We start from the raw sequence: 26,137 nt of genomic DNA on the forward strand, positions 1-26,137 counted from the left end.
CTTATTATAAACTGGATTCAATAAAAAATCCATTAGAGAATCGGAAGGGGTTGTAATTGTGGAGAAGAACAACGTGAAAATTGAAATTTACGGTGCAGATATTATTTGCGCAAGCTGTGTGAATGCACCTTCTTCGAAAGACACATACGAATGGTTGCAGGCAGCGATCGGCAGAAAATATCCGGGGCAGTCATTCGATATTGAATACATCGATATCGAATCGGATATTGCGGATCCGAAACAAAGAACGATTGCGGAGCAAGTGAAAAATGATGAATACTTCTATCCTCTAGTCATCGTTGAGGACGAAGTGATTGGTGAAGGTTACATTCAGTTGAAGCCAGTATTCAATGAATTGGAGAAACACGGATTCATTCCGGCGTAATGTATTGATTGATAATGATACAAAGTAACTGAGAACGAAAAACCTTTTCCGCGTGTTCGGGAAAAGGTTTTTTCTATTACCCATTATGCCATTTGTACATCCACAACACACCCGACTTCAACAGTCTTGCGATCCGTCCTGTAACTGTGCGGTCTGCAAGGTAGGCGAAGCCTTGTTTCTTCCCTAATGAGCCCATGAAGCCTTTCAGCTTAATTTCGGGCATCTCTTCCGGAAATGGTTCATTGTTCCATACATGGCGAAGCACACGGACGATTTGTTCTGCCTGCTCCTCAGCGAGCTGAGCGCTTGGTGCGTGAGGCAAATCGGCGATGTCTCCGACGACGTACGCGTTTTCATAGCCCGGAATTTGGTGGTATTTATTCAGCACAATACGTCCCTTTTTCTTTTCTACGTCCAATTCACGCGCGACAGCTACTGGCTGGATTCCAGCAGTCCATACGACAGCGTCAACATGGATTTCGTCTTCATGATTGAAAAGGACATTCTCTTCGATTTTCGTTATGTTTGAATTCGAAACAACTTCCACTTCGTGCTTGTCGAACCAATCTTGGACGTAATTGCTTAGCCGTTCAGGGAAATCCTTCATAATGCGTGGGCCACGATCGAATAATTTAATTTTCAAATCCGGCCGGCTTTCACGGAGCTCACTCGCAAGTTCAATACCGCTTAAACCTGCTCCAATGATACCGACTGTAGCACCGCCTCCAAGGCCTAGCAGCTGCTTGTAGGTGGCGCGTGATTGTCCGATTGTCTGGATGCTGCTCGTGTATTCCGCAGCTCCAGGAACGTCGTGGTAATTATCCTCGCAGCCGAGTCCAATGACGAGGTCGTCATACGGAATTTCTACGCCATTTTTAAGGGCAATCACATTGTCTTCCAACTTAATTTTCTCGATTTCCCCTTCGACGAACTTCAGTTTTTCATGTTTTGGGAGAGCGACACGGATGTCCGAATCTGGTGCCGTTCCTGCTGCCAATGCATAAAATTCTGTTTTAAGACTATGGAAAGGTGTCCTGTCAATCAATATGATTTCCAGATCGGCGGGCAATTCTTTATTCAATAGACGAAGTAAAATACGCATATTACCATAGCCTGCACCTAATAACACTAGTTTTCTCATAGCTTTCTCCTTTTTCATTCGAATTTTCCGATTTGTTCCCTTCATGATTATACCAGTTTGTGAGATTTTTCACAATAAGGCATCGGATTTGACGGAAAGTGAAAATAAGCGTAGGATGCCTAGTAGGTGAGGTGATCGTCGTGAATCCGATCGTAGAATTCTGTATGAGCAATCTTGCAAACGGTTCACAGAAGACTTTGGAAGCGTTGGAAAAAGATCCAAATATAGATGTGTTGGAATATGGCTGTCTTAGTTATTGCACGAAATGTGCCGAAGGATTATATGCCCTCGTTAATGGTGAGGTTGTCGAAGCGGACACACCTGAAGAGTTGACAGAACGGATTTATCAATACATTGAGGAAAATCCGCTCTTTTAAGACAGCTAAAGACAGAAAAGAACCGTAATTTTTATTACGGTTCTTTTTTATACCATTATGTAATTATGCAGTCGATTACTGCTCCATCGGGCTGAAGGCGGAAACGGGCCCGAGTTCGTTCTCCAAGTAATGTCTCACCTTCACCGGGAACATTTTAATGACCTCTTTTGTTTCGTTCAAAACAGCTTCAATCTCTTCATGATCCACATGAATAAATTCCCGGACGATCATTGTACGGAGTCCAATTACTTTTTTCAATGGATTAGCCATTTCAGTAGTTATCACTTTTTCATCTTCCATAATATCGATAATATCGTCATAGCTTCCAGGATCACGCATAATGAAGCCATCAATCATTGAATTGCCAACATCGATAATTGATTCGACAAGCGTATGTGCAATCCTTTCGAGCGCCAGTGCTTGAATTTTGCTTTCATTCCATTTTTCATGCCCTTCAAACAAAGCTAGTAGACTCTCCATATAAGCTAGCGTTTCATTAATTTTTTGACGGTCGATAAAATACAAAATGATTCCCTCCCGATAATGTAAACTCTACTCCATCATATCATAACGTACACATGAATGAACCGCCCGGTACACAGTATTCTCTGTGTACAAGGCGGTTCTTCCGTCCTATTCCTGTTCGACTGATTGCGTCTTCACTTTCCCAACTTTTCGAAGGACAAAGTAGGCGCAACCAAAATTACAGTATTCATATAAATAATCTTGTAATGTACTAATTTTCGTCTCATATGTCGATTTGGAATTACGATCCTCATAAAAACCTTTCAGGCGGAGCTGACCGTAACCCCAGTCACCTAAAATATAATCGTATTTGGAAAGCACGTCGCTAAACCGCGCATCAAATGCTTCCTCATTGAAACCGTTACGGTAATCCGTAATAATTTCGTATTCATAATTATTCATTGTTACCATGCTTTTCACCGCCATTTTAACTATGCACCGTTGATTCTAAAAGTGAGTCACCGATGCGTTGCTTTTCTTTTGCTGCAGCGTTAACTTGTTCGTCCGCATGATAGCTAGAACGTACTAACGGGCCCGCTTCACAATGGGAAAAACCTTTCGACATTGCAATTTTACGTAATTCTCCAAATTCTTGAGGGCTGTAATATTTTTGGACTTTCAAATGTTTTTTCGTAGGCTGTAAATACTGTCCGATTGTCATGATGTCGACTTTATGCGCTCGCAAATCATCCATCGTTTCAATTATTTCTTCCATTGTTTCGCCAAGTCCAAGCATTAAGGAGGACTTCGTTGGAATTTCTGGATACATTTCCTTTGCACGAAGTAGGAACTCCAATGAACGGTCGTATGTCGCCCGTGCACGGACTCTCGGCGTCAATCTCCGGACCGTTTCAATATTATGATTTAATATATCCGGCTTCGCATCCATCAAACGCTTGAGATTCTCATAATCTCCTCCCATGTCGGACGGCAACACTTCGACAGTTGTAAATGGATTTTTACGACGGATTGCGCGAATTGTTTCAGCGAAAACTGTCGATCCTCCATCTTTCAAGTCGTCCCGTGCAACTGCTGTGACAACGACGTGCTTCAAATTCATAAGGGACACGGAATCCGCGACACGTTCCGGCTCAGCTAAATCAAGCTCGTTCGGCAAACCGGTTTTCACCGCACAAAAACGGCATGCACGTGTACAAACAGCACCTAGGATCATGAATGTCGCTGTACGACGTTCGCCCCAGCATTCATGGATATTCGGGCAACGGGCTTCTTCACAGACGGTATGTAAGTTTTTTTCGCGCATTAATTTCTTCAAGTCCGTATAGTTTTCGTTCGTGTTTAATTTTATTTTTAGCCAATCGGGCTTTCGAACATGTTCTGTCTTTTTCCCTGTCTCTGGTCTACATGACACGATAACCGACTCCATTCCTATATGCTTGTTTTACATACTTTACTTCTGTCAATGTAACATATATTCTGACATCCAACAACTATTGAAAGCAATGGAAACACGTTGGAAACACTAGCAAAATAGAAAAGAAAGCACCGTAAAATAAGTGCTTTCTCACTTGGATATTTCATTATAACAGAGTTAGGCTCTGCTTTTCGATTTAGCTACTGCCCAAAATATGCTTCCCGCAAGTCCACCCCAAATGACGAGGATTCCGAGAATCATCATAAAAATAGCTCCACCACTCATAGCGAATCCTCCTTATCGATTATCATAATCTGTTGAGTCTAATGCTTTTTTGTTCCATTTCATTGCCGTGAAGATGATCGCCATGACGATGGCGAACAATGCGACCATCCAACCGCTTGACATGATGAAGGCATTCGAATACCCTTCATAGTTTCCGTTTGCCGTGTCATGTAACTTGAAAATATTAATGCGCAACAGGTCCAACATCATGTACCCAAGGACAATCGGTGTAATGACGCTTAAGCAAACTTTCCAAAATACTCCGACGCGTATATCCGAGATTTCATTCGCATGCGATTCGAAAACGCGAAGCTTTTTGAACACCCAAGCAATCATGACGACTTCTACTAAACCGATTGCGGCTACACCAAATTGGTTAATGAAGTAGTCAGCGGCATCAAGGAAGTACAAGCCTCCGTTTGTAGCGAACAACATTGAAATGAATGCTGCTAGCCCTACACCTATACCGACCGACTTTCTGCGTGATATATTGAATTTATCTGACAATCCCGCGATATACGTCTCACAAATTGAAATGAGCGATGTAAGACCAGCCAAGACGAGCGATAGGAAGAACAGAAACCCGAATAGTCCATTCATCCCTGGCATTTCATTAATGATTTTCGGGAATACGACGAACGCGAGACCAACGCCTGCTGATGCTACTTCAGAAACCGATGTACCAGCTTGTGTCGCCATGAAGCCTAGCGCAGCGAAAACTCCGATTCCTGCAAGCAATTCGAATCCTGAATTCGCAAATCCAGTAATGAATGCGTTATTTGTAATATCCGATTTCTTCGGCAAATAACTTGAGTAGGTGATCATAATGGCAAAGGCTATCGATAAACTGAAGAAAATATGGCCATATGCCGCGACCCATACTGTTGCATCTGCCAATTTGCTCAAGTCTGGCTTAAAGAAGGCATCGAGCCCAAGCGCAGCCCCGTCAAGTGTAATCGCCCGGATGACGACGAGAAGGAATACGACGACAAGCGTCGGAATGAAAATCCTGTTCGCCAGCTCAATCCCCCGTTTAACTCCTGCCAATAAAATAATGAAAGCAATTGCCCATACGAGGAGGAGTGGAATAAACACTCCTGGCACAAGCCCGCCGACATCCCCAGGAGTATCAGCCAGTTTCAGTACATCTCCGAACAGGAATCCTGCTGTATCATCCCCCCATGCCATGTTGAAGGAATAGATCGTGTACTTCATCGCCCAAGCGATAATGACGGCATAATACGTCGAAATGACGAACGAAACGAATATGCCCCACCATCCAATCCATTCCGCCCCTTTTCCTTTCATCCGAAAGAAAGATAAAGGTGCTGAACCACGATACTTATGACCTATTGTGAATTCCATAATAAGGATTGGAATACCCGCGGTCAAAAGTGCGAATAAGTATGGAATGAAAAATGCCCCCCCGCCGTTTTCGTACGCGACGTACGGAAAACGCCAGATGTTCCCTAAACCGACAGCCGATCCGACAGCCGCTAATATAAAGCCGGCGCGGGTCCCCCATTGCGAACGCTGTTCCATAACAATTCCCCTTTCTTGTTAATCTGTTAAAAGTTTACCATATTCAGATTATTATATAATCTTAAAAAGAGTATATACATCTTACGGTCTATTGTCAAAATGTTTTTTATTGAAAAAATAACCATCCTTTGGGATATGGAACTGTTCCAGTAGTGGAAATTTATGATTGCTGAAGTCGTTTTATGCTTCGACTCAATAAAAAAACTGTCACATTCGCCGAGTACAGAGCGATTGTGACAGTTTGTCATCCATTTAGAAGGAAGTCGCCTTCACTTCTGATCTATTCCGTTTTGTAACCCATATAGTGAACAAACTAGCAATAAGGAGGAGGACTATAGCGAGTCCAAGCCAAACCGATCCTGTTAGTCCGAGGATAAAGTACCCTATTATCGTAATACTAGCAGATATTAAAGCATATGGCAGCTGTGTCGATACATGGTCGATATGATTCGATCCTGCACCAGTCGAAGAAAGAATCGTCGTATCAGAAATTGGAGAGCAATGATCTCCGAATACAGCACCCGCCAATACTGCAGATAATGCCGGTAGCAGTAGCTCAGGTTGTGCATCGATCATAATCGTCCCAGCAATTGGGAGAAGGATGCCGAATGATCCCCAAGAAGTCCCTGTCGAAAATGCCATCAATCCTGCGAGGATGAACATGATAAGTGGCAGGAAGTTGACAGGTACATTAGACTGCTCTACAACACTCGATAAATAAGGACCTGTCTCCAATACGCTAATTAAATGCGTCAATCCCCAAGCAAAAATTAAGATGAGAATCGCCGGCATCATCGCGTTAACACCACTAATGAACGCTTTGCCGACAAGATTATAAGATGCAGTCTCGTTTTTACCCATACGAGAAATATAAAGAACTGCAGCCAAGATTGTTCCTGCAAGACCACCTACTACGAGTGACAACGGTACATCCGTGTTTTCGAAAATCGTCCAAATGCTCGACGAACCGCCGATACGATAACCTGTCCAAATCATCATCCCTAACGTTACAACGACAAGCGTAACAATCGGCGCAATTAAATCAACAACACGTCCATACGAGTGAATCGGGAAGTCTTCTTTCAATTGACCCGGAATCTCTTTATTCGGATCGAAAAGTTCTCCTTTTTCTTGTGCGCGTGTTTCATGTTTTTTCATTTCAAAGTAATCGATATTCGTCCAAGCAAAGAAAAACACCATTGCCAATGTTGCGATGACGTAAAAGTTCATCGGCGCCATCATGAGAAATGCGGATAATGGCGAGTAGCTAATTGCCGCAGACGTTCCAAAGATAAGCGCTAATTGACCAATGAGAAATGCTCCCCAGCTCGAAATCGGTGAAACGACGCAAATCGGAGCGGATGTGGAGTCGATGAAATACGCTAATTTAGCCCTAGAAATACGATGCTGATCCGTAATCGGCCTTGCAATTTGCCCGACTGCCAAAGAGTTGAAATAATCATCTACAAAAATGAGTATTCCAATTAGCACAGTAAGTAACTTCGCCCCACGTCTCGTTTTAATGCGCTTAACCGCCCAATCTGCAAAAGCTCTGCTTCCTCCAGACAAGCTAACAAACGCGGTAATAACTCCTAATAACAAAATGAAAAGCATAATAAATATATTGTACGTATTTAATTCCCCTTCAGACCAAAAAGAGACAGTCATCGCAGTCCAAAGATTTTTTAACGTATCAACCGGTGAAAAGCTTGCTGCCAATAATGCAGCTGTCACAATTCCCGATCCAAGTGATAAGAGTACTCTTTTTGTAGCCAACACCATAACAATTGCCACAAGTGGCGGTAAAATTGAAACCCAAGTGCCTATCATAAAATAACTCCTCCAATAATGTATTGAAGAACAGTAGGTGAAAATAAAGGAAAAAAACCGACACCCTTTGCACTAGGATGTGCATCAGGTGTCGGCTTATTCTACGGTTCGTTTGTAAGATAATCTAAGATGTTTTATCTAACGTACGATCTGTAGCTCATCATGCGGTATTCGCATGACAGTGTCATTCCTATTCGAAATGACCCCAGCATGGATGGTTGGCGTTCCATTCCAAGCTTCGGCAAAACTCCCTTTCACGGACGATCTTCGATTTGCCAATCTCACGTCCATTACTAATAAGTCTTGCAGCCTCTACCTAATCGGTGTTCCTCTTGTTATACTAGCATAACACAAAGTTCGCATTTTTCAACAGCAATTATTGTTGGCCCCCAGGATTGAATGGAACTTCAATTTGTGGAGGGTTCCCTCCGCCCCCATTATAAATTTGAGGTATCGGGCTTTGAATCAATTCGATTGCAACAGGTATGCGCTGTTCCACGACACTTCTCTTTGTTGCTAACGGCACAATAACTTGGACATTGACCGTCACTAATATATCCACTTCAATCATTGCGTTATTAATGCCGAATTCCGTAATATTTGTATCTACCGTCGTCTGCACTTCTCCGACAACATGAAACCGGATCGGAATTTTAGGCCCGAAATTCCCGATTAACGGGATGTTCGTCGCTTGCCCCATTGGAACGAAAAAGACGATGCCACTTGACCCATCCATCGCTTTTGGATCGTATTCAATATCTTCACTGAGCGGTAAAATTTCGAGTCTTCCACTTTCGGCCATTTTGAGATGCGCCTCAACTAAACTATGGATTTCCGCCCTTGTTTTATTGATCTTTTCGGCATTTAATGAATTTATCACCATTTCATCTGAATTATCCGGCATACGATTAGGTGTTCTATTCGCATCATGAATGTCGATAGAACGCGATTTAATGGCCTGTGTAATCACATGCGCCGCAATATGCTCCGTTTGGACTTCCGCATAGGAAAGGTAAATAGGGGTGAGCCTTGAGTTTACAAAATAAAGAAATAAGGCGATTGTCACAATAATTGCAGGAAAGATAAGCGGCAACAAACGACGTTTCCGGCGCGGCTTGCCATTATGACTTGGATGGCGATAACGGTTCTTTTTTTTATAATGTCGGGACGGTTGCCCATAAAATCTCAAAACGACCCCTCCTGCCTAATATTATGCAGGGCCGAGGCCGTTCATTCTTGTTTATAACGTGCTTTCAGTTCCATCTTGAGTGGTACGGCTATCTCTTTTCATTCCGTACCAAACGAAGACATCCCGAATTAGTTCCGGCATATGATATTCTTTCTCTGCTTGCTGTAATACCGGAAAAAAGAAGCCAAATGTGAACATATCAAGCGTTGCGAGTGTAAACGTTTTTCCAGCAACGACTTTTCGATTGCCCGCATACAGTTGCCCGTCACTTGTCCTAAAAAGCCTCTCAAAAATCATTTTGCCCATGAACGTACCGCGGAAGCCGAGCCCTTTAATTTCCGTTTCTGGCCATGATTCATTGTTTGACAACTTGTACACTTCTAAAAGCTCTGCCCCATCCAATGTAATTGTACAAGCATTAATTGGGTGTGGTAGCAAGGAGTGTACCATCCGCTTCGTCACCCAGCCTTTATCAAGACTTCCTAGAAAAATCCCTGCGTTGAACATTGCACAGTCGGCACCTGTGTAATCGATTAACGCCCTCCCAAAAAACGAGGACATCGGACTTTCCATGAAAAGCTGTTGCTTTAACGGACTTATGTTGTAAAAGACATTCTCGTCCAACGCTTCATTCCCAACTTGAATTAGGTCATTCACTTCCTGCACATCTTGCTCCAAGCTTTCTAGCTCATTCACATGAATAACTTCCGCTCTCTTGTCCAATACCTTTTTCTCGTCCAACTCGATCTCGATTTCAACAAGTCCGACATACTGACCAAATTTGCCTGTTGCCGCGAGCAACGTGTCATTGACCTTTTCACCTTCTAGGAATAAATGATGGGTATGCGCACCTAAGATTACGTCAATCAGCTCGCATTCTTCCGCGAGAAGCCTGTCTTCATTCACACCTAAATGGGAGAGGCAGACGATGATGTCCGTTTCATGTTGGATTTGTTCAGCCAGTTTCTTCAGTACATGCCGTGGCTCTTCGATACGCCATCCTAATTTGGCATAAAAATCCGTGTACATTGCCGTAGCTCCTATGACACCGATTGCGACGCCCTGTTTCGTTTCGTAAATCGTATACGGTTTTAGCCATTTTGGGAGTGAACCGTCCGTCTCCGATAAATTGCAAAGAACGACGTCGAAATCGGCACCTTCGTATAAGGAATTCAATGCTTTTTTGGACATCGTAATCCCTTCATTATTTCCGATCGTCACTGCGTCATATCCCGCTCGGTTCAGCAAGGCAACATTCCCTTTGCCAAACGTACCTTCTGTAAATGGGTGGGACCGGTCGACGTGGTCTCCGATGTCGAAAATGAAGCAAGCTTCTTCTACTGAATCATGCAGCTGCCTTTGCGTGCGAAGATGCCTACTAATTTTCGGCCAACTGTCAAAATGGCTGTGGATATCATTCGTATGGTATAAATGGATTGTTTCTACTTTTCGTTTCATCGCTCAACCCCAAATCCCCTCGATGATTGACCGCACTCCGAATAATAACAGCATAATTCGTAATACGAGCACCAATGTATCCGAATTCATCTTCCTATTAAGCTTCGTTCCAATCATACCGCCGATATAGGCACCCGGAATGACCGGAAGCGCATAATGCCAAGGCACATGTCCTAAAGAAATATGTGTGATGGAGTTCACGATTGCTGACAAAAAGACGATGAACATCGAAGTACCGACAGCGACATGCGGCGGAAACAGGAACAGAAGAATTAGCGCTGGCACAATCATCGTTCCTCCTCCAATGCCGAATAAGCCGGAAGCGAATCCGATGATGAATGTCAGTATAAGCGCAAACCAGATTGGATACCCGTATACATGAGTTTCACCAAACTTGTCGACAAATGTCCTCGGTTTGCCCCGCTGAACAAACCATTGAATTGGTTTTAAATGGTTGCGCGCAAGCAATAAGATTGAAAGGACGATTAATAATATGCCGAAGTATAAATTAAATGATGGCAAATCCATTCCTTTATTAACAAACGCGCCGATAATCATGCCGGGTATAGAGCCCGCGAAAAAAATCCATCCTGTCTGGTAATCGACAGTTTTTACTTTCATATGCGACAGAGTGGATGAAAGACCGTTGAAAATCATCATGATGACTGAAATCCCGACTACACTTTGCGGAGTGATGCCTGGTATCCAACCAAGGTTTATGCCTACTAATAATGTGAGCGGTACGAGAATTGTTCCGCCTCCTAGGCCGACAATCGATCCCATCATGCCGGATAGTGCACCGATTGCTGCCAACAACAGAAATACCATATTCAATCCTCCTTATTAGTCAAGAATGTGTTTATCATATCATATGTACTTCGGAGGATTCCGCGAATTTGCACCTTAGGCATGCTGACTTTGAGCGTGGGGCACGGCACTTTGAGCGCGGAACACGACTCTTTGGGCGCGGAGAACGGCACTTTGAGCGCGGAGCACGACTCTTTGAGCGCGGAGAACGGCACTTTGAGCGCGGAGAACGACTCTTTGAGCGCGGAGCACGGCACTTTGAGCGCGGAGCACGACTCTTTGAGTGCGGAGAACGGCACTTTGAGCGCGGGGCACGGCACTTTGAGCGCGGAGAACGACTCTTTGAGCGCGGAGAACGGTGCTTTGAGCGCGGAGCACGACTCTTTGAGCGCGGGGCACGGTGCTTTGAGCGCGGAGAACGACTCTTTGAGCGCGGGGCACGGCACTTTGAGCGCGGAGAACGGCATTTTGAGCGCGGGATGCGCTACTTTGGACGCGATTCCTGAAAAACGAAAAACCGCCTGCAATGAGGCGGTTTTTTCTTGTTTCTTTATTATCCGATTGAACCTTCCATCTCAAAGCGGATGAGGCGGTTCATTTCTACTGCGTATTCCATCGGCAATTCTTTCGTGAATGGCTCGATGAAGCCCATAACGATCATTTCTGTCGCTTCAAGCTCAGGAATTCCGCGGCTCATCAAGTAGAAGAGCTGCTCTTCCGATACTTTCGAAACTTTCGCTTCGTGCTCAAGTGAAATGTTGTCGTTCAAGATTTCGTTGTATGGAATCGTATCGGACGTCGATAGTTTATCCATAATGAGCGTGTCACACTCGATGTTTGCACGCGCACCGTCTGCACGGCGGCCGAAGTGGACAACCCCACGGTACGTTACTTTACCACCGTGTTGGGAAATCGATTTCGACACGATCGTGGATGACGTGTTTGGTGCCAAGTGCATCATTTTTGCTCCTGAATCTTGATGTTGCCCTTTACCAGCCAACGCGATGGACAATGTCATACCGCGTGCACCTTCACCTTTTAGGATACATGCTGGGTATTTCATCGTCACTTTCGAACCGATGTTGCCGTCGATCCATTCCATCGTTGCGTTCGCTTCACATACTGCACGCTTCGTAACGAGGTTGTAAACGTTGTTTGCCCAGTTTTGGATCGTCGTGTAACGGCAATACGCATCTTTTTTAATGATGATTTCAACGACCGCACTATGAAGTGAGTTCGTCGTATAAACAGGAGCTGTACATCCTTCTACGTAGTGAACGCTTGCGCCTTCGTCTACGATGATCAACGTACGCTCGAATTGACCCATGTTTTCCGAGTTAATACGGAAATAAGCTTGAAGTGGCGTTTCCACTTTAATGCCAGGTGGTACATAGATGAATGAACCTCCGGACCAAACTGCAGAGTTCAACGCAGAGAACTTGTTATCACTGTTCGGAATGACAGTTCCCCAATACTTTTTGAACAGCTCTTCGTTTTCACGTAATGCCGAGTCTGTATCTTTAAAGACAATTCCCATGTCTTCAAGTTCTGATTTCATGTTGTGATAAACAACTTCGGATTCATACTGTGCAGAAACACCCGCAAGGTATTTTTGCTCAGCTTCAGGAATTCCTAACTTATCAAATGTGCGCTTAATTTCTTCTGGCACTTCATCCCATGAACGCTCTGTCGCTTCGGAAGGTTTTACGTAATATGTGATTTCGTCGAAATTCAGCGAGTTCAAATCGCCGCCCCATTGAGGCATCGGCATATTATAAAAGAGTTCAAGGGATTTTAGACGGTAGTCGAGCATCCATTGTGGCTCTTCTTTCATTCTCGAGATTTCTTCAACAATTTCACGTGTCAACCCACGTTCCGAACGGAAAACAGATACGTCCTTATCATGGAAACCATATTTGTAATCGCCAATATCAGGCATTTTCTTCGCCATCATTATTCCTCCGTTCCTTCATTTGTCTAACTTGCCCTTAGTTACTCGTCATATATTTATGCGAGTAAACCAATTTCGGAATCATTGCTCAGGCTTATATTCTTCCCCGATTCCTTTTTCCATCGCTTTCCATGCGAGCGTTGCGCATTTAATACGCGCAGGAAATTTAGCTACGCCAGAAAGGGCTTCGAGATCGCCTAAATCGACGGAGTCATCGATTTCTTTTCCGAGCATGATTTCCGAAAATAAATGGGCATATTTCACAGCCGACTCTACGTCTTTGTTTTTGATGAGTTGTGTCATCATCGATGCGGATGCCATGGAGATGGAACAGCCTTCCCCTTCGAACTTAGCATCGCGCACAATGCCATCCTCGACTTTTAAAGTCAAATGGATGACATCTCCGCACGTAGGATTATTCATGTCGATTGTAATATTGTTCTCTTCCAGTACACCTTTGTTCCGTGGATTTTTATAATGATCCATGATGACTGAACGATATAGCTGATCTAATTTATTTGTTGGCATTATTGGAAATACTCCTTTGCAATACGGAGTCCTTCTACGAGACGGTCAACATCTTCTTTCGTGTTGTACACATAGAAGCTTGCACGGGCTGTCGATGAACATTCGAGCCATTTCATGAGCGGCTGCGCACAATGATGACCTGCCCGCACTGCGATTCCGTTCATATCTAGTACCGTGGCAAGATCGTGCGGATGGACATTATCTAAGTTGAACGTCACGATGCCGGCACGCTTCTTCGGATCAAGAGGTCCATAAATCGTTAGGCCATCAATCAATGACATTTTCTCCATAGCATAACCCGCAAGCTCGTGTTCATGCCGTTCGATTTGATCAAGACCGATTTCTTCCAAAAAGTCGATAGCGGCGCCTAAACCAATTGCTCCTGCAATGATCGGCGTTCCTCCTTCGAATTTCCACGGAAGTTCTTTCCATGTAGATTCATAGAGTCCAACGAAATCGATCATTTCACCGCCGAATTCAACTGGCTCCATTTCGTTCAATAACTCTTTCTTTCCATAAAGAACACCAATCCCCGTAGGGCCGCACATTTTATGGCCTGAAAAAGCGAGAAAATCGCAATCCAATTTCTGGACATCTAATTTTAAGTGAGGAGCAGCTTGCGCGCCATCGACGACCATGACAGCGCCGTGAGCGTGCGCAATTTCTGTCACTTCTTTAATAGGGTTCATCGTACCAAGTACGTTAGATACGTACATCATCGATACGATCTTCGTCCGGTCGGTTACGGATTCACGAACTTTATCAAGAGACAGCGTACCGTCTTCCTCTAAAACGATATACTTTAGGATTGCTCCTTTTTCTTTCGCCAATTGCTGCCACGGAATAATGTTAGCATGGTGCTCCATATGGGTAATTACGATTTCGTCGCCTTCACCGACATTCGCACGTCCATAACTTTGGGCTACCATATTGAGCGCTGTCGTTGTGCCACGCGTAAAAATTACTTCTTGCGTAGATTTCGCATTAATGAACTTGCGAACTTTTTCGCGTGCACCTTCATAATGATCAGTAGCTCGATTACCTAATGTATGAACGCCACGGTGGACGTTCGCGTTGTCGTACATGTAGTAGTCATTCATTGCTTCAATGACTTGCCGCGGCTTTTGGGAAGTCGCGGCACTATCTAAATAAACGAGCGGGTGCCCGTTTATTTCCTGGTCAAGGATCGGGAAATGTTTGCGAATCTCTTTACTGAGCATTAGCGCACTTTCCTTTCGATAACCTCCGTCAATTGCTTCTTGACACCTTCGATTGGCAATTTGCTTACGACAGGTGCGAGGAAACCATGGATAACGAGGCGTTCTGCTTCCTCTTTCGAAATTCCACGGCTCATCAAGTAAAACAATTGAAGCGGATCGACACGGCCTACGGATGCTGCGTGGCCAGCAGTAACATCATCTTCATCAATTAAGAGGATTGGATTCGCATCACCGCGTGCTCTTTCACTCAACATCAAAACGCGTGATTCTTGAACAGCGTTCGATCTTGTAGCGCCTTTAGCAATTCTGCCAATGCCGTTAAAGATCGAAGAAGATGAATCCTTCATAACGCCATGCTTAAGAATGAATGCATCTGTATCAAGTCCCCAGTGGACGATTTCGGACGTGAAGTTTTGCCTTTGATTGCCTCGGCCAACAACAACAGTCTTCAAATCACTTGAAGAGCCATTTCCGACGAGGTGCGTAATGTTTTCTGAAATCGTATCGCTGTCGTTCATCAATCCTAAAGCCCATTCGATGCGTGCATTCACTCCAGTAACGCCACGGCGGTTTACATATGTTGTGAAGCCTTTCGCAAGGACATCGACTGCGCCGTAAATAACTTTCGCGTTATCGCCTGCAAATACTTCTGCAACGATATTTGCTTGGCCTGCTGCCTCTTCAACAGTGGACATATAGTTTTCCACGTATGTCAAGGAGCTGTTCGCTTCAGCTACAACGATTACATGATTAAACAGGGATGCTTGTGCATCGTCGTGTAAAAATAGAACTTGAAGCGGCTCTTCGACGATAACATCTTTTGGCACATAAACGAATACGCCACCATTCATAAGCGCTGCGTGTAACGCAGTAAGTTTATGCTCATCCACTTTCACGCCGTCTGTCATGAAATACTTCTTCATTAAATCGGCATGTTCACGTGAAGCAGTGAAAATATCTGTAAAGATAACACCTTTCGCCTTTAATTCCTCTGAAAGGGAAGTGAATGCAGGTGTATTGTTATGTTGCACATAGACGTTCTTTTGGTCATCGCCGACCAATTCCTTCGCTTCAGCAGGCAAGTCTGCAAGTGTTGCAAAAGTCGAGCTTTCCACTGCATGTGCAGGGAATTCTACGAAGTTCCACTTGTCAATTTTTGTTTTATCTGGTGTTGGCATCGGTAGCTGTTCCACTTTCGCTAACGCATCTGCGCGGAATTCTGCCATCCAATCGGCTTCATTCATGTTTGCGGAAAAAGAGCGGACGTCCTGTTCGGTCAATGCCATTTTTGTTTCAACCGTCATTTTGAATCGTCCCCTTTCTTAAGCTTCTTGTCCAACTGTTTCGTCTTCGATTCCTAATTCTTCTTTAATCCAATCATAACCGCTCTCTTCAAGCTTTTTCGCAAGCTCTGCTCCACCTGATTTAACGACTTTACCTTGCATCATAACGTGTACGAAGTCAGGTGTAATGTAGTCAAGTAGGCGTTGGTAGTGAGTGATGATTAAGCTACCGAATCCTTCGCCTCGCATTTCATTAATTCCTTTTGAAACGATTCTCAAAGCATCGATATCAAGTCCGGAGTCAATTTCGTCAAGCACTGCGAATTTCGGCTTAAGCATCATTAATTGAAGAATTTCATTACGTTTTTTCTCTCCGCCTGAAAATCCTTCGTTCAAATAACGTGTTGCCATATCTTGATCCATTTCTAGGACATCCATTTTGCTGTCCAATTCACGGATGAATTTCATTAAGGATATTTCATCGCCTTCTTCACGGCGGGCATTAATTGCTGAGCGCATGAAGTCTGCATTTGTTACTCCATTTATTTCACTTGGGTATTGCATTGCAAGGAAAAGACCCGCTTTCGCGCGCTCATCCACTTCCATCTCAAGAACATCTTCGCCGTCTAGCAAGACTGATCCAGAAGTGACCTCATATTTAGGGTGGCCCATGATTGCGGATGCAAGTGTCGATTTTCCGGTTCCGTTAGGTCCCATAATCGCATGTATCTCACCTGTATTAATTGTTAGGTTGACGCCTTTCAATATTTCCTTACCTTCAATTTCGACGTGAAGGTCTTTGATTTCCAAAGTTGCCATTCCAATACCTCCAATATGATAAAGATGAACGGATTAACCATTCTCTATTTAGTATCATTCTAATTTTAGCTCATTCTGTACATTGTTGCAAATCATTGAGAATAATTATCGTTTTATAGGGAATATACGGTATTCTAATGTTTTGCCCTACAACTTGCCTAGTAACCCATTTTCAATTATCCTTCTGTGAATGAGAATCAATGATTATGGTTTTTCAAAACAAAAAAAGTAGAAGGCGGGAATTGTTAAATTCCCTCTTCTACTTTTTTGCATTACTCCGTATCTACGCCTTTTACGTTTGGCGTGAAGCGGTCGACAATCATCGCGAGTGCTCCGTCGCCAGTTACGTTCGTCGCTGTACCGAAGCTATCTTGTGCCATGTAAAGTGCGATCATTAACGCTACCATTGATTCGTCAAATCCTAGCATTGAGCTAAGAAGACCAACTGCAGCCATTACAGCTCCCCCTGGAACTCCAGGTGCTGCGATCATCGTTACGCCGAGCATAAGGATGAATGGCAGGTAGCCCGAGAAGCTGACCGGCATCCCGTTCATGAGCAAGACACCAATTGAACATGTAACTAACGTAATCGTACTACCAGATAAGTGAATCGTTGCAAACAACGGAATCGTGAAATCTGTTACACGTTCAGACGCTCCCGTTTTCTTCGCTTGTCTTAACGTGACCGGAATTGTAGCTGCCGAAGATTGCGTTCCAATCGCTGTCATATAAGCAGGTGCCATCGTCTTCATAAGGAAGAATGGATTCTTCTTTGAAAGCGTTCCAGCGACTGTATACTGAATTGCCAACATAACAATATGCAGCGCGATGACTAGGATAAAGACGAGTGAGAAGACCGATAATACCTTCGCAACTTGTCCGCTATATGTCATGTTAAGGAAAATCCCGAAAATATGGAAAGGTAATAACGGGATGATAATGTATGAAATAACTTTTTCAATAAGCGTATTCAACTCTTCAAAGAATGAAAGCATTGTTTTGCTGTTAATAGATGCCATCCCAATCCCGAAAACAAAAGCGATTAGCAACGCAGACATAACACCCATGATTGGTGTCATCTCAAGTTGGAAAAATGCTTCCGCTGGGGATTTCCCAACATTTTCAACAGCATCCGCTCCGACATTACCAACGAGGTTCGGTAGGATTGTCATCGCTGCAAAAAATGCTAATATTCCTGCTGCAATCGTAGATGCATATGCAATGACAGTAGCCAATCCTAACAATTTCCCTGAACCTCTGCCTAGTTTCGCTATTCCAGGCGCAATAAACGCAATAATAATAAGTGGTACGACAAAGCCTAGAAAACCGCCGAAAATCATGTTGAATGTTGCAAACAAACTAGTAAACCATTCTGCAAATCCTTCATGTATTTTTGGGAGCAACACTCCTAGCCCCACTGCAAGTCCTATAGCGATAAAGATTCGCCATATGAGACCTATCTTTCTTTTCATAAAACGTCCTCCTCAGATGTACAAATGTATAATAACCTAACACTTTCACTTTAACATAGTAAAGAATAAATGAGAACATCATCGCAATAAATTCTAATTTTGAGAATAAAAAACCGCCTGTATCCGACAAACGGAAACAGACGGTTTTGCTCATTATTTAACCGGAACGACAGAACCGTTCCATTCATTTAAAATAAATTCTTGAATTTCTTCAGACTTCAAAACTTCTACAAGCGCTTTAATTGCATCGCTGTTTTCATCACCCGAACGAACTGTAATGATGTTAACATATGGGGATTCTGACTCTTCAAGTGCAATTGCATCTTCCAATGGATTCAACCCTGCATCGATTGCATAGTTGGAGTTGATAAGAAGTGCATCACCTTCATTGTTTTTGTAAAGAGTTGGCATCATTGCCGCTTCATAATTCGGTTCGAACTTCAGGTTTTTCGGATTATCTACGATATCATCAAGTTCCGCTTTCACCTTTTCAACGCCTTCAGCAAGAGTAATTAACCCTTTCTCCTCAAGCATTGCAAGTACACGGCCATGGTCAGCGACAGAGTTACTAATAAGAATTACCGCGCCGTCTGGTAGCTCGTCCAATGTTTTATATTTCTTCGAATACACACCGATCGGTTCGATATGTATTGCTCCTGCATTTTCAAAGTCGTAGCCGAAGTCAGCAATTTGACCTTCTAAGTACGGGATATGTTGGAAGTAGTTCGCGTCCAATAGACCTGATTCCAAATCCTTGTTTGGTAAAATATAATCTTGATACGTCTCGATTTCCAAGTCGTATCCTTTTTCCTTCAACAATGGCTTTGCTTCTTCCAAAATGACTGCATGTGGTGTATTGGAAGCTCCGACAACGATTTTCGTTAGTTCTTCATTACTCCCCGATGCATTTTTACTTCCAGTTGTACCATCTTCTTTTTCTTTCGTTCCACATGCTGCCAATGCAAGCACAAGAACAGTGAGCAGGATTGCAGATAACACTTTTTTCATGATTCTTCTCTCCATTCTAAGATGATATTTATAATAAGCAGGAACTCCTGCAAATTAACGTTTGTCCATTTTTTTCACTGCGACGTCACCGATTATTTGAATTGCAAATACGATGACCAAAATGATGACGGTCGCGACAAGCATTACATCGGTGCGACTTCTTTGGAATCCTTCGTAATAAGCAAGGTTCCCGAGTCCACCAGCACCAATTACCCCTGCCATCGCCGTATATCCGACGAGTGCAATCGAAGTTACCGTAATTCCAGAAATGAGGGCAGGCATCGATTCGGGCAATAAAACCTTAAAGATAATTGTACTTGTTTTTGCACCCATCGATCTCGCAGCCTCGATGACACCTCGATCGATTTCACGTAAACCAATCATGACCATCCGTGCGTAAAACGGCGCAGCTCCGATGACGAGTGCTGGGATGGCCGCTTCCGGACCACGGATCGTTCCAACGATGAGCGTTGTGAAAGGAATGAGTAGAATGATTAATATAATGAAAGGAATCGACCGGAATATATTAACGAATGCACCAGTGACGCCGTATACGAACTGGTTCTTCCAAAGCTGACCTGGGCTTGATAGAAATAATAGTACGCCGAGGGCAAGCCCGAATATGAATGTATATAAAGTAGAAACTCCTGTCATATATAACGTTTCAACAGTTGCCTCCCACATATTATCCCATTTAACGTCCGGAAATAGATTTTCAATCATTGCAAATCACCTCTGTCTGTACGCCTTGCTCATGTAGATAGGCGATCGCTTCGCTTATAACAGTTTCATTGCCAACTAGCTGTAAAATGAGTGTGCCATAAGCGCCGCCTTTCGTATGCGAAATATTCCCTTGTACGATACTCACGTCAACGTCAAATTTACGAATTAAGCTTGCGAGCACCGGATGCTCTGTCCTTTCACCAACAAAGATGAGTTTTACGAGCGTGCCACCCGGTAAATGAGCAAGTACTTGTTCGGTTCCTACCGGCTCCGTCACTTGGGAAACGAACCGCTTTGTAATCGGGGCTTGAGGGGACTGGAATACTTCCAGCACTGGACCGATTTCAACAACTTTTCCGGCTTCCATAACTGCAACACGATGACAAATTTTGCGGATGACGTGCATTTCATGTGTGATGAGCACTATCGTCAAACCAAGCCGTTCATTGATCTTCGTCAACAGATCGAGGATTGCATCTGTCGTTTCAGGGTCTAATGCGGAAGTTGCTTCATCGCAAAGTAGCACTTCGGGATCGTTCGCCAATGCTCGTGCAATTCCGACTCGTTGCTTTTGACCACCGGAAAGTTCTGATGGATAGGCATTTTCTCTGCCGCTCAACCCAACGAGCTCAATTAGTTCCGCCACTTTCCGTTCACGTTCTTCTTTTTTCACGCCAGCGATTTCAAGCGGAAAGGCTATATTTTGCTTAACGGTACGCGACCAAAGCAAATTGAAGTGTTGAAAAATCATGCTAATTTTTTTTCTTGCTTCCCGTAGCTCTTTACCTGAAAATGAGGATATTTCCTCGTTTCCGATTTTAATTGTTCCTGATGTAGGTGTCTCAAGCCCATTCAAAAGACGAATCATTGTACTTTTACCAGCACCACTATAGCCGATGATACCGAATATTTCCCCTTCTTGGATCGTTAAGGATACATCATCCACCGCTACTATTTCATTGTTTGGCGAACCAAAACTTTTTTTGACATTTTTCAATTGAATCATCATTTTCACCTCTAGCCTATCTTGTCCAAAATAAAAACCTTTCTGCAGACAAGCAGAAAGGCTAAAACGTTAAATTTATACTAAACGTCAATCCGATCTCTCATCTCTCAAAGCAAACGCTTTGTGTGACTTGGCACCATTTCACTTTCGTGATGGTTGCCGGGCTTCATAGGGCACTTCCCTCCACCTCTCTTTATAAGAGCGACATATTCAATTAATGTTAATAGTTAATAGATATACTTATATCATGAGCGTTTGATGAATGTCAACCTATTTTCTCAAGAAGGTGCGGAATGGATTGGAACGCATAGATCTTTTCGACAACTTCTCCGTCTTTCTGAATCAATAAACAAGGGACGCTTTCAATTTCATAATCGACAGCGAGATCTTCCACGTAATTCAAGTCTGCTTTCCCAATGGGCAAGTCCGGTTTCATAGCAGCAATGACCCCGATCATTTTCGAAGCGACCGCACAAGTCCCGCACATCGGTGTATATAAATAAAAAATAGATTTCGGTAAATCCTTTTTGCTCATTTCCCATTGTTCACGAGTCCAGTTTTCCATATTGACCATAATTCATCACCTTCAAAATAAAAATTCGGGGCGAACTTCAAAGTTCTCAGAGAGGAGAATAGCTGCAAGGACACGGTACGGGGTCTTTTCAACTTGTTGATACGTCCGCTCTGTATACAGATGGATTGCTTCAGGATATTCTCTTTTGAATAGAGTACGGATCTTTTCACCAGATTCATCGGCATCCATAAAAATGAACAGTTCACAATCCTCATAGGGCAATAGCATCTCCTCGATGCGGTAAGGGCTCACAGTTCCGTTCGTACAAATGATTTCAACCGGTTCGGCAAGCACTCGTTGCAATCTTTTTCGGTCCGATCCACCTTCGACAATTACTACCTTTTGATGGTCCACTTGCACGTCTCCTCTTCTTTGAAAAGATGAAAAAAGCGCCGGATTCTTATATCCAGGCGCAACGTTAACGATTACTCGCCGACAGTCATTTTGTCATAGTCTTCAGCTGTCATAAGTGCATCGAGTTCTGCTTCGTCCGATGCTTCCACAACGATCATCCAAGCACCTTCATATGGAGACTCGTTCACCAATTCAGGGCTGTCTTCTAGTTCTTCGTTCACTTCAACAACTTTACCACTAATTGGAGCGTATAGTTCAGATACAGTTTTTACCGATTCAACACTTCCGAACGGTTCGCCCGTCTTCACTTCATCCCCAACTTGCGGTAGCTCAACAAAAACGATATCGCCAAGTTCGGATTGTGCAAAATGAGTAATTCCGATACGATATTTTCCGCTTTCATCCTTTACCCACTCATGCTCTTCAGAATAACGTAGTTCTTTTGGTGTGTTCATCCCGTACCCCTCCATAAGTATGCATTTATTCATCTCTATTTAATTTTGACATATTCCGTTGTCAAAGACAAGAAAGTATATTAAGCTCTCCAAACTTTTTCAAACTGGTCTTCCTTGAAGCCGACAGTCACTTTCGAGCCGTCTGTTACAAGCGGCCTTTTCATGAGCATGCCATCTGTCGCTAGTAGAGCGACCTTTTCTTCATCCGTCATTTCAGGTAGCTTGTCCTTTAAGTTCAACTCGCGGTATTTCATGCCGCTTACATTAAAGAACTTCTTTATTTCCAGTCCGGAGTTTTCGATCATTTGTTGAAGTTCTTCTTTTGTCGGTGGGTTTTCGACGATATGAATGTCATTGAAGGCCAACCCTTCGTTTTCCAACCACTTTTTCGCCTTTCTACAAGTCCCACATTTTGGATAACCATAGTATGTTAACGTCAATTTGCAACACCTCCATTTTCTCTAGTATAACAGAGAAGCCGCCCAGGATAAAAAACCTAGGCGGTATGTGGTGTTCTATTAAACTACATATTTTTCAGCGTCAATTAGTTTAACAGATGCTTCGCGCTTTTTCGCAATAATATTGTACAGATTTGAACGTGTTAACTTGCGTAATGCAGAGAGCATCATCCGTTGGTTATCCCCTTCAACTGAAGCAAGAAGTGTCTCTTTCGCGTCCTTTTCAATTGCCTCGAACGCTTCCTGACAGAAAATTTCCGTGTAAAGGATTTTTTGTTTCTCTTTCTCTTCCCCGTTTTTAGCAATCGCTTTTTCCGCTCGGAGCAATGCAGATTCCATCGCAAAAATATTATTTGCGATATCCGCAATATTCACAAGTACTTCCTGCTCTGCTTCAAGTTTCGTACCGAAACGTTGTGCAGCCATTCCTGCTACGAGTAAACCAATTTTCTTCGCATTTTTCACGAGTACCTTTTCTTGGGCTAGCGCTTCATCGCCGATTTCTTCAGGCATCATCATGAGCAACTCTTCCTGCAAGCTTTGTGCTTGTTGAAGCAATGGCAATTCGCCTTTCATCGCTTTTTTCAAGAATGTACCTGGAACGATTAAACGGTTAATTTCATTCGTTCCTTCGAAGATGCGGTTAATGCGTGAGTCACGGTAAATGCGCTCCACTTCATATTCCTGCATGAAGCCGTAGCCGCCGTGCAATTGGACCGCTTCATCGGCAATATAGTCAAGAACTTCGGAGCCGACAACTTTGTTAATGGAACATTCGATGGCATATTCCGCAACGGAAGCTGCTACCGCCTTTCCATCTTTCTGTTGTTCGGCTGTCATTTGGCTGTTGCGTTCTTCAAAGTAGCCAACTGTTCTATAGATCAAGCTCTCTGCTGCATATAGCTTGGAAGCCATCGTTGCAAGCTTTTCCTTTGTTAAGTTGAATGAAGAAATCGGTGTTTTGAACTGCTGGCGCTGGTTCGCATAGCTAATTGCAAGTTCAAGTGCTCGCTTAGATCCGCCGATTGTTCCAACTCCTAATTTATAACGACCGATGTTCAAAATGTTAAAGGCGATAATATGGCCTCTTCCGATTTCACCTAGCAGGTTTTCAACCGGCACTTGCGCATCTTCAAGAATGAGCGTACGCGTCGAGGACGACTTGATGCCCATCTTTTTCTCTTCTGCTCCGACAGATACGCCTGGGAATTCTCTTTCAACGATGAATGCCGTAAATTTATCGCCATCTACTTTTGCATAGACGATAAATACGTCTGCGAATCCTGCGTTTGTAATCCATTGCTTTTCACCGTTTAGTACATAATGAGTGCCCGCTTCGTTCAGCTTCGCAGTTGCTTTGGCACCAAGTGCGTCTGATCCTGAGCCAGGTTCAGTTAATGCATACGCGAATATTTTTTCTGCTGTAACGGACTCTGGTAAATATTTTTTCTTTTGTTCTTCATTTCCGAAGAGGACGACAGGCAATGTTCCGATTCCGACGTGTGCGCCGTGTGTAATGGAGAATCCGCCTGCTACGGATATCTTTTCTGCAATTAACGCGGATGAAATTTTATCGAGGCCGAGGCCGTCGTATTCTTCAGGTACGTCTGCACCGAGAAGACCGAGTTCTCCGGCTGATTTTAATAGTTTTACAGAGTGTTCGAATTCATGGTTTTCCAAGTTTTCAACGACTGGAAGGACTTCGTTTTTCACATAGTCCTCTGTCGTTTTGGCGATCATTTTTTGTTCGTCGGAAAAATCTTCTGGTGTAAATACGCGTGATGCGTCGATGTCCTCGATGAGGAATGCTCCTCCACGGATGAAATCTTTTGTTGTTGTTTCAGTCATTAAAATTCCTCCCTTAAATTGTTAATAAAATGTCCTATAGAACGGATTTCCGTTCCAGGCGGACGCTTTCCGCCGGCATGGCTTCAGCCTCCTCACTACGCTACGCTTCGTTGCGGGGTCTTCAGCTCATGCTATTCCGGCAGGAGTCGCCGCCTTTCACTTCAATCCTTGGTGACTACTTTAGATACTTATAATCCTCTGTAAATACGCATAAACGCAGCCAATTACGCATAAATCACGTGAATCACGCATAAATGGAATTAAAGACGCATAATCGTCCGGAAAGGCTCATAAATCTGCGCAGACACGCATAAACGCGCATAAACGCTCATAAACTCTTTCTTACAGCATTTCAAAGACGCCTGCTGCCCCCATTCCGCCGCCGATGCACATTGTGACGACGCCGAATTGTTTGCCTTGGCGTTTTAGTTCGTTCATTAGCTTCAGTGTCAGAACTGAGCCTGTTGCGCCTAGTGGGTGGCCTAGTGCAATTGCGCCGCCGTTGACGTTGACTTTATCCATATCCAAACCTAAGTGGCGGATGACTTGCAATGACTGGGATGCGAATGCTTCATTCAACTCCCATAGGTCGATGTCTTCGATGGAAAGGCCAGCTATTTTCAATGCTTTCGGAACCGCTTCGATTGGTCCGATGCCCATCACTTCCGGTGGGACGCCCCCTACTGCGAATGAACGGAATTTCGCAATTGGCTTTAAGCCTTGGCCTTCCGCAATTTCGCGGTCCATGACGAGAACAGATGCCGCGCCGTCGGACGTTTGCGACGCGTTTCCGGCAGTGACGGAACCTTTTACTGAGAATGCCGGGCGTAATTTCGCCAACACTTCCATCGATGTGCCAGTCCGCACACCTTCGTCCATTTCGAATAGGACGGTCTTTTCTTGGTATTTGCCGCTTTCATCGACAAATCGCTTCACAACTTCTACCGGGACGATTTCATCTACAAATTTGCCTTCGGCGATTGCTGCCGCCGCTTTTTCGTGGGAACGAACTGCGAATGCATCTTGGTCTTCTCGGCTGACGCCATATTTTATTGCCACTTGTTCAGCTGTATGACCCATGCTCATATAATATTGAGGCGCTGTTTCGGCTAATTTGAAGTTGGGCCTAATCGTATTCCCCATCATCGGCACCATACTCATCGATTCAGCGCCGCCAGCGATGATCGCTTCAGAATGGCCGAGCATAATCCGCTCTGCCGCGTAAGCGATTGATTGGAGACCCGAGGAACAGAACCGGTTAATCGTAATTGCCGGTGTCGTATCCGGCAATCCTGCAAGTGCTCCGATATTGCGAGCAACGTTCATCCCTTGCTCCGCTTCCGGCATTGCACATCCAATAATTAAGTCGTCTATCGGTCCATCGTATCCATTTGCACGTTTTAATGTTTCTTTAATTGTCAAAGCTCCCAAGTCATCTGGGCGCACAGTTGCTAAAGAGCCACGGCCAGCTTTTCCGACTGGCGTTCTTGCACCTGCTACAATTACTGCTTCACGCATTCGACT

General features: G+C 43.9%; 28 protein-coding genes and 2 riboswitches. Of the genes, 3 read left to right on the forward strand and 25 right to left on the reverse strand.

All coding sequences use genetic code 11. The annotated features are described in order from the left end of the window. Positions 1-58: 58 nt before the first annotated feature. Positions 59-385: a YuzD family protein gene (locus QM454_RS00610; protein ID WP_432360248.1), complete on the forward strand. Its 327-nt coding sequence runs from the start codon at positions 59-61 to the stop codon at positions 383-385. A gap of 76 nt (positions 386-461) precedes the next feature. Here the strand turns inward: QM454_RS00610 and QM454_RS00615 are convergent, their stop codons facing one another. Continuing rightward, positions 462-1,526 carry an NAD(P)/FAD-dependent oxidoreductase gene (locus QM454_RS00615; protein ID WP_432360250.1) on the reverse strand — a complete coding sequence of 355 codons (1,065 nt, stop codon included), beginning with the start codon at positions 1,524-1,526 and terminating at the stop codon, positions 462-464. Between the two features lie 140 nt (positions 1,527-1,666). Between QM454_RS00615 and QM454_RS00620 the strand changes: the two genes are divergently transcribed. Continuing rightward, positions 1,667-1,903 carry a YuzB family protein gene (locus QM454_RS00620; RefSeq protein ID WP_147057179.1) on the forward strand — a complete coding sequence of 79 codons (237 nt, stop codon included), beginning with the start codon at positions 1,667-1,669 and terminating at the stop codon, positions 1,901-1,903. Positions 1,904-1,978: 75 nt separating this feature from the next. Here the strand turns inward: QM454_RS00620 and QM454_RS00625 are convergent, their stop codons facing one another. The 9 genes from QM454_RS00625 to QM454_RS00665 all read right to left on the reverse strand — a co-directional run bounded on the left by QM454_RS00625 (position 1,979) and on the right by QM454_RS00665 (position 10,935). Beyond that, complete coding sequence (locus QM454_RS00625; RefSeq protein ID WP_432360253.1) at positions 1,979-2,428, reverse strand: DUF86 domain-containing protein; 450 nt, start codon at positions 2,426-2,428, stop codon at positions 1,979-1,981. Positions 2,429-2,536: 108 nt separating this feature from the next. Next, positions 2,537-2,839, reverse strand: coding sequence for a YutD family protein (locus QM454_RS00630; RefSeq protein WP_432360256.1), 303 nt, complete (start codon positions 2,837-2,839; stop codon positions 2,537-2,539). A 16-nt stretch (positions 2,840-2,855) separates the two neighbouring features. Then, entirely contained in the window at positions 2,856-3,815 is a 960-nt protein-coding gene (gene lipA / locus QM454_RS00635) for a lipoyl synthase (protein WP_432360259.1), read from the reverse strand. Positions 3,816-3,980: 165 nt separating this feature from the next. Then, a complete protein-coding gene (locus QM454_RS00640) occupies positions 3,981-4,088 on the reverse strand; it encodes a methionine/alanine import family NSS transporter small subunit (protein ID WP_381442699.1) in 108 nt (35 codons plus the stop codon). A gap of 12 nt (positions 4,089-4,100) precedes the next feature. After that, positions 4,101-5,630: a sodium-dependent transporter gene (locus QM454_RS00645; RefSeq protein WP_432360262.1), complete on the reverse strand. Its 1,530-nt coding sequence runs from the start codon at positions 5,628-5,630 to the stop codon at positions 4,101-4,103. Between the two features lie 252 nt (positions 5,631-5,882). Next, positions 5,883-7,460: a Na+/H+ antiporter NhaC family protein gene (locus QM454_RS00650; RefSeq protein ID WP_432360264.1), complete on the reverse strand. Its 1,578-nt coding sequence runs from the start codon at positions 7,458-7,460 to the stop codon at positions 5,883-5,885. A 145-nt stretch (positions 7,461-7,605) separates the two neighbouring features. After that, positions 7,606-7,783, reverse strand: a riboswitch (Lysine riboswitch). A 53-nt stretch (positions 7,784-7,836) separates the two neighbouring features. Continuing rightward, complete coding sequence (yunB, locus tag QM454_RS00655) at positions 7,837-8,649, reverse strand: sporulation protein YunB (RefSeq protein ID WP_432360267.1); 813 nt, start codon at positions 8,647-8,649, stop codon at positions 7,837-7,839. 51 nt (positions 8,650-8,700) lie between these two features. After that, entirely contained in the window at positions 8,701-10,107 is a 1,407-nt protein-coding gene (locus QM454_RS00660) for a bifunctional metallophosphatase/5'-nucleotidase (protein ID WP_432360270.1), read from the reverse strand. Between the two features lie 3 nt (positions 10,108-10,110). Next, the gene (locus QM454_RS00665) at positions 10,111-10,935 is read right to left on the reverse strand and encodes a sulfite exporter TauE/SafE family protein (RefSeq protein ID WP_432360273.1); all 825 of its coding nucleotides are present in this window, start codon (positions 10,933-10,935) and stop codon (positions 10,111-10,113) included. A 111-nt stretch (positions 10,936-11,046) separates the two neighbouring features. Here QM454_RS00665 and QM454_RS00670 point away from each other — a divergent pair, with 111 nt between their 5' ends. Continuing rightward, entirely contained in the window at positions 11,047-11,502 is a 456-nt protein-coding gene (locus tag QM454_RS00670; RefSeq protein WP_432360276.1) for a hypothetical protein, read from the forward strand. On the opposite strand, the gene sufB is transcribed toward QM454_RS00670, so the two are convergent. From sufB to QM454_RS00745, 15 genes are all read right to left on the reverse strand, one after another. Then, a complete protein-coding gene (gene sufB / locus QM454_RS00675) occupies positions 11,468-12,865 on the reverse strand; it encodes a Fe-S cluster assembly protein SufB (protein ID WP_432360279.1) in 1,398 nt (465 codons plus the stop codon). The two genes, QM454_RS00670 and sufB, sit on opposite strands and share 35 nt — an antisense overlap. 81 nt (positions 12,866-12,946) lie before the next feature. Continuing rightward, positions 12,947-13,393, reverse strand: a complete 447-nt coding sequence (sufU, locus tag QM454_RS00680; RefSeq protein WP_432360281.1) for a Fe-S cluster assembly sulfur transfer protein SufU — start codon at positions 13,391-13,393, stop codon at positions 12,947-12,949. After that, positions 13,393-14,613 carry a cysteine desulfurase gene (locus tag QM454_RS00685; protein WP_432360284.1) on the reverse strand — a complete coding sequence of 407 codons (1,221 nt, stop codon included), beginning with the start codon at positions 14,611-14,613 and terminating at the stop codon, positions 13,393-13,395. Before QM454_RS00685 ends, sufU begins: the two co-directional genes overlap by 1 nt. Continuing rightward, positions 14,613-15,917 carry a Fe-S cluster assembly protein SufD gene (gene sufD / locus QM454_RS00690; protein WP_432360287.1) on the reverse strand — a complete coding sequence of 435 codons (1,305 nt, stop codon included), beginning with the start codon at positions 15,915-15,917 and terminating at the stop codon, positions 14,613-14,615. The genes QM454_RS00685 and sufD overlap by 1 nt, the downstream gene beginning before the upstream one ends. Positions 15,918-15,935: 18 nt before the next feature. After that, entirely contained in the window at positions 15,936-16,715 is a 780-nt protein-coding gene (gene sufC / locus QM454_RS00695; protein ID WP_432360289.1) for a Fe-S cluster assembly ATPase SufC, read from the reverse strand. Between the two features lie 272 nt (positions 16,716-16,987). Continuing rightward, positions 16,988-18,187: a dicarboxylate/amino acid:cation symporter gene (locus tag QM454_RS00700; protein ID WP_432360291.1), complete on the reverse strand. Its 1,200-nt coding sequence runs from the start codon at positions 18,185-18,187 to the stop codon at positions 16,988-16,990. Positions 18,188-18,340: 153 nt separating this feature from the next. Continuing rightward, the gene (locus QM454_RS00705; RefSeq protein ID WP_432360294.1) at positions 18,341-19,195 is read right to left on the reverse strand and encodes a MetQ/NlpA family ABC transporter substrate-binding protein; all 855 of its coding nucleotides are present in this window, start codon (positions 19,193-19,195) and stop codon (positions 18,341-18,343) included. 54 nt (positions 19,196-19,249) lie between these two features. Continuing rightward, positions 19,250-19,918 carry a methionine ABC transporter permease gene (locus QM454_RS00710; RefSeq protein ID WP_432360297.1) on the reverse strand — a complete coding sequence of 223 codons (669 nt, stop codon included), beginning with the start codon at positions 19,916-19,918 and terminating at the stop codon, positions 19,250-19,252. Further along, positions 19,911-20,924: a methionine ABC transporter ATP-binding protein gene (locus QM454_RS00715; protein ID WP_432360299.1), complete on the reverse strand. Its 1,014-nt coding sequence runs from the start codon at positions 20,922-20,924 to the stop codon at positions 19,911-19,913. Before QM454_RS00715 ends, QM454_RS00710 begins: the two co-directional genes overlap by 8 nt. Positions 20,925-21,021: 97 nt before the next feature. Then, positions 21,022-21,126, reverse strand: a riboswitch (SAM riboswitch). Positions 21,127-21,189: 63 nt separating this feature from the next. Then, positions 21,190-21,489, reverse strand: coding sequence for a thioredoxin family protein (locus tag QM454_RS00720; RefSeq protein WP_432363809.1), 300 nt, complete (start codon positions 21,487-21,489; stop codon positions 21,190-21,192). Positions 21,490-21,510: 21 nt separating this feature from the next. Continuing rightward, the gene (locus tag QM454_RS00725) at positions 21,511-21,852 is read right to left on the reverse strand and encodes a toprim domain-containing protein (RefSeq protein ID WP_432360302.1); all 342 of its coding nucleotides are present in this window, start codon (positions 21,850-21,852) and stop codon (positions 21,511-21,513) included. A 71-nt stretch (positions 21,853-21,923) separates the two neighbouring features. Beyond that, positions 21,924-22,307, reverse strand: a complete 384-nt coding sequence (gcvH, locus tag QM454_RS00730; RefSeq protein WP_432360304.1) for a glycine cleavage system protein GcvH — start codon at positions 22,305-22,307, stop codon at positions 21,924-21,926. An 80-nt stretch (positions 22,308-22,387) separates the two neighbouring features. Next, complete coding sequence (locus QM454_RS00735) at positions 22,388-22,747, reverse strand: arsenate reductase family protein (RefSeq protein ID WP_432360307.1); 360 nt, start codon at positions 22,745-22,747, stop codon at positions 22,388-22,390. A 78-nt stretch (positions 22,748-22,825) separates the two neighbouring features. Continuing rightward, positions 22,826-24,613 (reverse strand): acyl-CoA dehydrogenase family protein, encoded by a 1,788-nt coding sequence (locus tag QM454_RS00740; protein WP_432360309.1) that lies wholly within the window; start codon positions 24,611-24,613, stop codon positions 22,826-22,828. 342 nt (positions 24,614-24,955) lie between these two features. Continuing rightward, positions 24,956-26,131 carry an acetyl-CoA C-acetyltransferase gene (locus QM454_RS00745; protein ID WP_432360312.1) on the reverse strand — a complete coding sequence of 392 codons (1,176 nt, stop codon included), beginning with the start codon at positions 26,129-26,131 and terminating at the stop codon, positions 24,956-24,958. Positions 26,132-26,137: the final 6 nt, after the last annotated feature.

Source organism: Sporosarcina sp. UB5 (assembly GCF_050859005.1).
Lineage (GTDB): Bacteria > Bacillota > Bacilli > Bacillales_A > Planococcaceae > Sporosarcina.

Coding starts and splice junctions, on each gene's coding strand:
- QM454_RS00630 (WP_432360256.1), bottom strand. CDS start 2,839: ATGGTAACAATGAATAATTATGAATACGAAATTATTACGGATTACCGT.
- QM454_RS00640 (WP_381442699.1), bottom strand. CDS start 4,088: ATGAGTGGTGGAGCTATTTTTATGATGATTCTCGGAATCCTCGTCATT.
- QM454_RS00740 (WP_432360309.1), bottom strand. CDS start 24,613: ATGACTGAAACAACAACAAAAGATTTCATCCGTGGAGGAGCATTCCTC.
- QM454_RS00745 (WP_432360312.1), bottom strand. CDS start 26,131: ATGCGTGAAGCAGTAATTGTAGCAGGTGCAAGAACGCCAGTCGGAAAA.
- QM454_RS00650 (WP_432360264.1), bottom strand. CDS start 7,460: ATGATAGGCACTTGGGTTTCAATTTTACCGCCACTTGTGGCAATTGTT.
- QM454_RS00660 (WP_432360270.1), bottom strand. CDS start 10,107: ATGAAACGAAAAGTAGAAACAATCCATTTATACCATACGAATGATATC.
- gcvH (WP_432360304.1), bottom strand. CDS start 22,307: ATGAACACACCAAAAGAACTACGTTATTCTGAAGAGCATGAGTGGGTA.
- QM454_RS00705 (WP_432360294.1), bottom strand. CDS start 19,195: ATGAAAAAAGTGTTATCTGCAATCCTGCTCACTGTTCTTGTGCTTGCA.
- sufB (WP_432360279.1), bottom strand. CDS start 12,865: ATGGCGAAGAAAATGCCTGATATTGGCGATTACAAATATGGTTTCCAT.
- QM454_RS00615 (WP_432360250.1), bottom strand. CDS start 1,526: ATGAGAAAACTAGTGTTATTAGGTGCAGGCTATGGTAATATGCGTATT.
- QM454_RS00645 (WP_432360262.1), bottom strand. CDS start 5,630: ATGGAACAGCGTTCGCAATGGGGGACCCGCGCCGGCTTTATATTAGCG.
- sufC (WP_432360289.1), bottom strand. CDS start 16,715: ATGGCAACTTTGGAAATCAAAGACCTTCACGTCGAAATTGAAGGTAAG.
- sufD (WP_432360287.1), bottom strand. CDS start 15,917: ATGACGGTTGAAACAAAAATGGCATTGACCGAACAGGACGTCCGCTCT.
- lipA (WP_432360259.1), bottom strand. CDS start 3,815: ATGGAGTCGGTTATCGTGTCATGTAGACCAGAGACAGGGAAAAAGACA.
- QM454_RS00685 (WP_432360284.1), bottom strand. CDS start 14,613: ATGCTCAGTAAAGAGATTCGCAAACATTTCCCGATCCTTGACCAGGAA.
- QM454_RS00715 (WP_432360299.1), bottom strand. CDS start 20,924: ATGATTCAATTGAAAAATGTCAAAAAAAGTTTTGGTTCGCCAAACAAT.
- sufU (WP_432360281.1), bottom strand. CDS start 13,393: ATGCCAACAAATAAATTAGATCAGCTATATCGTTCAGTCATCATGGAT.
- QM454_RS00710 (WP_432360297.1), bottom strand. CDS start 19,918: ATGATTGAAAATCTATTTCCGGACGTTAAATGGGATAATATGTGGGAG.
- QM454_RS00720 (WP_432363809.1), bottom strand. CDS start 21,489: ATGGAAAACTGGACTCGTGAACAATGGGAAATGAGCAAAAAGGATTTA.
- QM454_RS00700 (WP_432360291.1), bottom strand. CDS start 18,187: ATGAAAAGAAAGATAGGTCTCATATGGCGAATCTTTATCGCTATAGGA.
- QM454_RS00665 (WP_432360273.1), bottom strand. CDS start 10,935: ATGGTATTTCTGTTGTTGGCAGCAATCGGTGCACTATCCGGCATGATG.